General features: G+C 42.0%; 9 protein-coding genes. 3 read left to right on the forward strand and 6 right to left on the reverse strand.

Going from position 1 to position 7,682, the window contains the following annotated elements; all coding sequences use genetic code 11:
• A partial coding sequence (locus VF500_RS26910; protein ID WP_330862625.1) for a LytTR family DNA-binding domain-containing protein occupies positions 1 to 626 on the forward strand: 626 nt, incomplete at its 5' end.
• A gap of 31 nt (positions 627 to 657) precedes the next feature.
• Here VF500_RS26910 and VF500_RS26915 read toward each other — a convergent pair.
• Positions 658 to 1,155 carry a hypothetical protein gene (locus VF500_RS26915; RefSeq protein ID WP_330862626.1) on the reverse strand — a complete coding sequence of 166 codons (498 nt, stop codon included), beginning with the start codon at positions 1,153 to 1,155 and terminating at the stop codon, positions 658 to 660.
• A gap of 130 nt (positions 1,156 to 1,285) precedes the next feature.
• Between VF500_RS26915 and VF500_RS26920 the strand changes: the two genes are divergently transcribed.
• Complete coding sequence (locus VF500_RS26920; protein WP_330862627.1) at positions 1,286 to 1,882, forward strand: TetR/AcrR family transcriptional regulator; 597 nt, start codon at positions 1,286 to 1,288, stop codon at positions 1,880 to 1,882.
• Positions 1,883 to 1,891: 9 nt separating this feature from the next.
• Positions 1,892 to 3,043: an NAD(P)/FAD-dependent oxidoreductase gene (locus VF500_RS26925; protein ID WP_330862628.1), complete on the forward strand. Its 1,152-nt coding sequence runs from the start codon at positions 1,892 to 1,894 to the stop codon at positions 3,041 to 3,043.
• Positions 3,044 to 3,239: 196 nt separating this feature from the next.
• Here VF500_RS26925 and VF500_RS26930 read toward each other — a convergent pair whose 3' ends face one another.
• The 5 genes from VF500_RS26930 to VF500_RS26950 all read right to left on the reverse strand — a co-directional run.
• A complete protein-coding gene (locus tag VF500_RS26930; protein WP_330862629.1) occupies positions 3,240 to 4,262 on the reverse strand; it encodes an asparaginase in 1,023 nt (340 codons plus the stop codon).
• Positions 4,263 to 4,298: 36 nt separating this feature from the next.
• The gene (locus VF500_RS26935; protein WP_330862630.1) at positions 4,299 to 5,066 is read right to left on the reverse strand and encodes a TatD family hydrolase; all 768 of its coding nucleotides are present in this window, start codon (positions 5,064 to 5,066) and stop codon (positions 4,299 to 4,301) included.
• A gap of 123 nt (positions 5,067 to 5,189) precedes the next feature.
• A complete protein-coding gene (locus VF500_RS26940; protein WP_330862631.1) occupies positions 5,190 to 6,179 on the reverse strand; it encodes an FKBP-type peptidyl-prolyl cis-trans isomerase in 990 nt (329 codons plus the stop codon).
• Positions 6,180 to 6,239: 60 nt separating this feature from the next.
• Positions 6,240 to 7,217: an FKBP-type peptidyl-prolyl cis-trans isomerase gene (locus VF500_RS26945; RefSeq protein WP_330862632.1), complete on the reverse strand. Its 978-nt coding sequence runs from the start codon at positions 7,215 to 7,217 to the stop codon at positions 6,240 to 6,242.
• 7 nt (positions 7,218 to 7,224) lie between these two features.
• A partial coding sequence (locus VF500_RS26950; protein WP_330862633.1) for a DHH family phosphoesterase occupies positions 7,225 to 7,682 on the reverse strand: 458 nt, incomplete at its 5' end.

Genomic DNA, 7,682 nt, shown 5'->3' on the forward strand with positions numbered 1-7,682 from the left:
AGCTTAAAGCCAAATGCTACAACGCGCTTGAGGCACTGGCTTTCCTGAAAAGCCATAAGGTTGATTTCATTTTCCTGGATATCAATATGCCACAACTAACAGGCATGGAACTGGCGGGCCTGTTGCCGCCGCAAACTAAAATTGTATTCACTACCGCCTATTCGGAGTACGCTGCCGAAAGCTATACCTATCAAACTATTGATTACCTGCTCAAGCCCATTACCCTGAAACGGTTTTTGTCGGCAATGCAAAAGATAGAGGGATATTTCGGTAAGCCTGAACCTGCAATGCAGCAAACTCCTGCTAATGATGAGGGCTATTTTTTTGTAAAATCTGGCAAGGTATTACGCCGGATCCTGCTGGATGAGATTCTATATTTTGAGGGAGAGAAGGAATATGTAAGATTAGTTACCACCCAGGAACAACTACTCATTTACCGACGGCTTAAGGATATTGAAGAACAGCTTTCGCCCCCCTTTGTGCGGGTACACAACTCCTATATTGTAAATACCAAACAACTGGTAAAAATTCAGGATAACCATATTTATATCGCTGATAAACATATCCCGGTAAGCGAAAAATTTAAGGATGGCTTTATGGCAATCATTAATAAAAGGATATTTTAGCATAAAAACATTACTTCAATGGCAGGTATACTTAATCTTTAAAAATCTTACCGGCAATCATGTTTGTTCTTTTTAAGGCGAAATTGTATTTGCCATCCCAGTAATAATGTTCACTATTGCGATATTCACCTAAATTGATCGTATCAAACTCATCCATTCCCATATTGCTTATCACCCCTATCCCCTCCAAAGCAGTATTAATGTGATATCCATGCCACACACAAATACCATTTTTATATAATGACGCGTACTGATCACCCATTCCACCAAAATAATCTGTTTTGATCAAGGCATAATCAATAAAATTCAACTCGCGTGCAAAATAATGGATCAATTCGCAATCCCAATCGAGGTCCTCGATTGTTGAATCACAACTTAAATTCAATTTGCATGACCAGTACAAAACGGAATCCCAATCAAGTATTACAATAGCGTATCCCAATTCATAAGCAATAGCCAGGCCATATGCTTTTGCCTTTTCTTCATTAATAGGCGCTTTCCCTATAATTGCGTCAATATGATGCCCCATACTAATCCAAAATTACTCCTGGTCAAAGATATTCTGAAAAGCTTCCCATTATTAAGATAAAAAATGTAATACTTTTATAAGTAAATAAACATTTACTTATAATTGCATCGCAATTCAAATTACTCACGCTATGAGGCCAAAGAATTTAGAGAAAGAACAAGCCATCCGCACCATTGCCCTTGACATTATTGCCAATGAAGGGTTGGAAAACCTCAGCATGCAAAAACTGGCCAAGGCAGCCAATGTATCGCCCCGCACTATCTACATCAAATACGAGGATAAGGATGACCTGCTGATCAAGCTTTTCATTACCGAGGTTTTAGGCGCTTACGAGGCAGCCGTTTTAAAAGATTTTAATGAGGAGATGGATTTTGAAACCGGTGTCAAAAAGCTCTGGAACAATGGTTTCCAATACTTGAAAAATAACCGTACACACTTCGCGCTGATTCTGTATGGAAAATCCTCTCCGCTATTGAATAAAGCCTATCAAAAGCAGAATATCCGGCAAGGACAGTTCTTTGCGCCTATTCACCGGTTTATGGAGACTAAGGTAAAAGAAGGGATCATTATTGATCTTCCTTTTGATGTTCAGCGGGCGTTATTGTTCTCGCCGCTGTTGGATTTGGTGAACGAATACTTTGATCATGCCGACAGGCCTGTACAGATCATTACTGATGAAATGGTAAATACCTGTTGCGATGTGGTAATTAAAGGTATGATGAAATAATTAAACAACATGAAAGCAATCAAAAACAAAAATATAGCTATTGTAGGTGGTGGTCCCGGCGGATTAACCCTTGCACGGATCTTACAGATGAATGGTGCCAGCGTAAAAGTATACGAGCGCGACTTTAACCGGGAAGTGCGGGTACAGGGTGCTACGCTTGATCTGCATGAAGAATCGGGTTTAAAAGCACTCGAAGTGGCTGGTTTAATGGATGCCTTCAACGCCAACTATCGCCCCGGAGCAGATAAGCTACGCGTTGTGGATAAGCATGGCAACATCGTACTTGATGAACATGGTGCCGATGGCGGCTCCTATAACCGGCCGGAAATTGACCGTGGGCCATTAAGAAAAATCCTGCTCGATTCCCTGAAGCAGGATACCGTAGTTTGGGATAGTCAATTTGTATCGCTCAGCGAGCAGGATGGCGCAATTAAACTGGAATTTAAAAACGGCTCAATTGCTTATGCCGATGTGGTAATAGCAGCAGACGGAGCCAATTCAAAGATCCGTCCGTACATTACCCCCATCAAACCCTTTTATGCAGGCGTAAGTGTGATAGAGGGCGCTGTATATAATTCAGAAAAGGCAAGTCCCCGGATTCATGAACTCTTAAATGATGGTAAGATATTTGCCATGGGCGACGAAAAAACGCTGATAGTAAGCTCAAAAGGCGATGGCAGCCTGGTATTCTATGCAGGTATTAAATCTGCCGAATCATGGCTGCAGGATAGCGGGATTGATTTTAAAGATAAGGCACGGGTATTCGCATGGTTTAAACAGGAATTTGCAGAATGGAGCAACATTTGGGATGAACTATTTGAGAATGCTGAACCTCTATTTATTCCACGGCCGCAATATTGTATGCCTTTAGATCAAACCTGGGAAGCTTTGCCTAATTTAACCATGCTTGGCGATGCCGCCCACCTCATGCCACCCTATGCCGGCGAAGGCGTAAACATGGCCATGCTTGATGCTTTGGAACTGGCCGAATGCCTGCTTAGCGATGTTTTTGCCAATACACATGATGCGATAGCAGCTTATGAAAAACAAATGCGTGCAAGAGCATTAGAAACTGCCTCCATGACATTGGAGCAAACAGATTCATTGCATTCTGCTGATGGGTTAAAGAATTTGGTGGCAATGTTTAATCCGGAGGAATAGTTCAGACCGAATACTCAGCTAAAGACCGTTAAAATCATAAAGCGTCATTGCGAGGTACGAAGCAATCCCCGATTTGCAGAGCAGCTCTGTATAGTTTGGGATTGCTTCGTACCTCGCAATGACGCTTTTATTATATTATCTCTTACTCTATATTGAATAACCGATTAGACATGCCAGAAAGCTACCCAGGCATCTATTACGATACCGTGATCTCGCCCCTCAAATCCGTTTCCAGCCATTCTTTAACCTTCAATGGATCATCACTTTGGCCCAGCAGGTACATCATTTTAGTTACTGCAGATTCAAAGGTCATGTCATAACCGTTAGCTATGCCGATATCTTTAAGGTGTTTGCTGGTTTCGTAACGGCCAAGCTCAACAGTACCTACTTTACATTGCGAAATATCAAGGATCACTTTACCACTATCTACAGCATTTTTAAGCAAATCGATAAACCAGGCATCGGTTGTGGTATTGCCGGCCCCAAAAGTTTCCATTACTATACCACGCACATCAGCACTTAAAATATTTTCAACAACCTTAGGGCTTATGCCCGGGTACAGTTTCAATACACCAACATCGCTTACCAGGTTATTATGAATTATCAGCGAGCTTTCGTCTTCAGGCTGCCTGATATCGTTCACGCTGAAACGCAAATGCACACCCGATTCGGCCAATATGGGGTAGTTTGGCGAGCGGAATGCTTCAAACTTTGATGAGTTATATTTAAAGGCCCTGTTGCCGCGGAAAAGTTTATAATCAAAGTAAATACAAACTTCGGGCACGCGGGCACGATCATTCTTTTTGGCCTTGGCTATTTCAATAGCCGTCATCAGGTTTTCCTTGGCATCCGTGCGGATGGCACTTATCGGCAATTGCGAACCGGTGAAAATGATTGGCTTACCTAAGTTCTCTAACATAAAACTTAATGCAGATGCGGTATAAGCCATGGTATCGGATCCATGCAAAATCACAAAACCATCGTTATCATGATAGTTTGACTGGATCAACCCGGCCAGTTCGCTCCAGATCTCGGGGTTCATGTTTGATGAATCGATGATCTCATCAAACGAGTGTACTTTGATACGGCAGTTAAGCTTTTCAAGCTCGGGCACGTTATCCATTATTTGCTCAAAGTTGATAGGCTTGAGCACCTTTGTAACCGGATCACTCATCATACCTATTGTCCCTCCGGTATAGATGATTAAAATTTGGCTCATTAATTAAGTTTATGCTGTGGTAAAATATTAAACAATTTAAATCCCGAACACAAGCCTGGAATTTTCGGTAGTGACCTCAGCCACATTTTCAATGCTTGCTTGGTGAAGCTCGGCCACCTTTTGGGCTATGTACACCAGGTATGAGCTTTCATTAGGTTTACCCCTGAACGGAACGGGCGTAAGGTACGGAGAATCTGTTTCTAAAACTATATGCTTTAAGTCAATTTCCGGTATTACTTTATCAAGTCCCGAGTTTTTGTAGGTCACGATACCGCCTATCCCAAGGTAAAAATTAAGGTCGATCATTTTTTTGGCCTGCTCTACCGTTCCCCCAAAACAATGAAAGATGCCGCGCAACTTTTCATCCGCTTCTTGTTTCAACACCTCGTATACTTCATCAAAAGCATCACGGCAATGGATCACAATGGCCAGATCAAGACTTTTAGCCCAGTTGATCTGCTTTACAAAAGCGTCTACCTGCTCTTTTAAATGCGTTTTATCCCAATACAGGTCAATACCTATCTCGCCTATAGCATAGATCTTATTTTGCTGATGGGCATTCATAATCGCAGTAAGCTCTTCCTCCCAATTCTCCTTTACATCGCAGGGATGCAAACCCAGCATAGGGTAGCAATATTGAGGATAGTCGTTCACCAAACCATAAACCAATGGTACGGAAGCGGCATCAACATTAGGTAAAAACAAACGGGTAATGTTATTATCAACACAACGCTGCATTAACGCTGCGCGTTTTTCAGTAATGGTTTCGTAGTATAGATGGGTGTGCGTATCGGTTAAAACCATGCTGCAAAAATAAACCTTGAATACTTAATAACGAATTTATAGCAGTAAAGTATCGATACTTTCAATTAATTGCCTGATGACTATAAACAAAAAACCTCCTGTTTTTGGCAGGAGGTTTTTTGTTTAGTTCTTTTTAGCGACCGGTTTCTTTGCTCCCGCTCTTTTTAGCGGCGTTTTACCAGCGGCTGGTTTCGGGGTAACCGCGGCATGTTTGCCCGGTTTTACTTTTACCAGTTCGATATCAAATACCAATGTACTGTATCCGGGGATCTCTCCGTTCGGACGCTCGCCGTAGGCAAGGTTTGACGGAATGATGAATGTTGCTTTTGAACCTTCGTTCAATAACAGCAAACCTTCATCCCAACCTGATATTACCCTGTGTTCGCCTAAAACAACGCTTATGGGCTCATACGGGCGGCCTGGCTGTTGTACGCCTGCAGCTTTCGCGTTAGCTTCGATACTGGTATCAAACAGCTTTCCGCTAAGCAATTTCCCGGTATAATTTACCAACACGGTGTCGCCGTTAAGTGGCTTTCTCTTTGTTGTTGGGCTTGTTATCACATATTTTAAGCCAGATGCTGTAGTAACAGGTTTAAGGCCGTGTGCTGTAATATAGCTTTCCCTCTCAGTCGTTTCGGCTTGTTTTAACTTTTCAAGACCTGCATTCCTTTCGGCGATAGCATCATTTAATGATTGTACCTTCTCTATCTTTAAAATAAAGGTAAGGAAGCTTCCTTTAGGTAAAAATGGCGGACGGGCTTCTTCATGACCAACAAACACCGAATCTGTCGGGATCTTAACGATGGCGCTGTCTTTAGCGGCAAGCAGCGGGAATATATCCATCAGGTCGCCTACGTTTTGTGAAGCCTGTACCTGGGCTTGCACCGGGTGGCCTGCTTTATAACTGCTAAACAATACCGAATCTTTATCCGTTTTTTGGATAAAGTTAAAGGTAAGTACATCGTTGATCTTAGCCTTGTCGCCAGGGTTTGCAGTATAGATCTGGTAAAGGGCACCTTTAGCCGTTTTTTGCAAACCAGCTGTTTGAGCACCTGCATTTAAAGCAAACGCAGAAAGAGCCGGCAATAAAAGGGAGAAAATATGTTTTTTCATACGCTATAAATAAAAAAGCCTTTCCTGCTGGTGCAGGAAAGGCTTTGTAAAATAGTATAATTATTTTGTTGCCGGAGTTGGCATTTGCATTTGCGGCATAACCGGTTTCGGTGCATTTGGATTTGGATGAACAATATTTACCAGTTCAACTTCAAATACAAGTGGTGTATAAGGTTGCATTTGCTGGCTTCCCTGATCGCCATAACCTAATGATGACGGAACAACCAATACTGCTTTAGTACCTTTGTTAAACAATTGGAAACCTTCATCCCAGCCTTTGATAACTTTACCTTCACCTACCGGAATACGGATAGGCTGATAAGGGTTCATTGGGTTGATCTGCATTTTTTCTTTTACAGCAACTTCTTTAGAGCTGGTTTCTAAAACTTTGCCGGTAACAAGCCTTAAAGTATAGTTAATAACTGCGGTATCACCTACTGCTACATTAGCGCCGCTACCTGGTGTAGTAACAGCATAGTTTAAACCTGATGCTGTTTTTACAAACTTAAGGTCTTTATGTCCGTCTAAATAACCCTGGATCTTAGCAGGCTCTTTTCCTTTAAGTGCATCGGTTTGGCCTTTCATGTATTGGGTAACACGATCGCGGAAAATTTGCTCGCTAAGTGCGCCTTTTGTAATAACCTTTTCAATTTTAATGGTATAAACAAGGTATTTGCCTTTAAAGCCCGGAGGGCGTTGCTGGCCACCTTTAAATACCGAATCGGCAGCAATTTTGAATGTAGCGCTATCGCCTTCACCCAATAAGCTTAAACCAGAAACAATATCACCTTTTGTTTGAGGCTTAGGCATCAGCGTTGGTATAGGCTGGCCATTGTCATATGAGTTATTGATTATCGAATCCTTATCAGTTTTAAGGATCATGTTCAGTGTCAGAAAGTCACCTTCTTTAACTTTAGGATTGCCTTTTGAAGTGTGGATATTGTAAAGCAAGCCGCCTTCGCCCTGCTTAAACCCACCGTTGCAACTTGCAAATCCAATAGCCGCAAGTGACAGAAACATCAGTTTTCTTTTCATCATTACTTTTTTACTGTATTAATAGCTTTTTATATTCGGGTAAAATTTGTTTAAATTGTTGTATAACCTGTTCAAGGCTATCTTCAGAATGACCGCCGGCCGCATTGCGGTGACCGCCGCCATTAAAGTATTTTTTGCAGATCTCGTTGGCCGGAAACTCTCCTTTTGAACGTAATGAAAGTTTTACCCTATCACTGCGTTCAACTATAAAAGCTGCCAAACGGATGCTTGCCATTGATAAAGCATAGTTTACCACACCCTCCGTATCGCCTGTTTCAACATCAAACCGTTCCAGGTCATGTTTACTAACCGCAATAATAGCTGTATTAAATTCGGGTAATACTTCAAGACAATTAGCCAGGCAATGGCCTAAAAAGCGCAGCCTGTTTTCAGATGCGCTATTATACACCAACTCATGAATGCGCCAGTTAACCGCACCGGCATCTATCAAATCGGCAACTATGCGGT

The organism is Mucilaginibacter sp., assembly GCF_036383575.1.
Classification (GTDB): Bacteria; Bacteroidota; Bacteroidia; order Sphingobacteriales; family Sphingobacteriaceae; genus Mucilaginibacter.

Excerpts from the sequence above, each read along its gene's own strand:
- VF500_RS26915 (WP_330862626.1), bottom strand. The coding sequence starts at position 1,155 with ATGGGGCATCATATTGACGCAATTATAGGGAAAGCGCCTATTAATGAA.
- VF500_RS26920 (WP_330862627.1), top strand. The coding sequence starts at position 1,286 with ATGAGGCCAAAGAATTTAGAGAAAGAACAAGCCATCCGCACCATTGCC.
- VF500_RS26925 (WP_330862628.1), top strand. The coding sequence starts at position 1,892 with ATGAAAGCAATCAAAAACAAAAATATAGCTATTGTAGGTGGTGGTCCC.
- VF500_RS26930 (WP_330862629.1), bottom strand. The coding sequence starts at position 4,262 with ATGAGCCAAATTTTAATCATCTATACCGGAGGGACAATAGGTATGATG.
- VF500_RS26935 (WP_330862630.1), bottom strand. The coding sequence starts at position 5,066 with ATGGTTTTAACCGATACGCACACCCATCTATACTACGAAACCATTACT.
- VF500_RS26940 (WP_330862631.1), bottom strand. The coding sequence starts at position 6,179 with ATGAAAAAACATATTTTCTCCCTTTTATTGCCGGCTCTTTCTGCGTTT.
- VF500_RS26945 (WP_330862632.1), bottom strand. The coding sequence starts at position 7,217 with ATGATGAAAAGAAAACTGATGTTTCTGTCACTTGCGGCTATTGGATTT.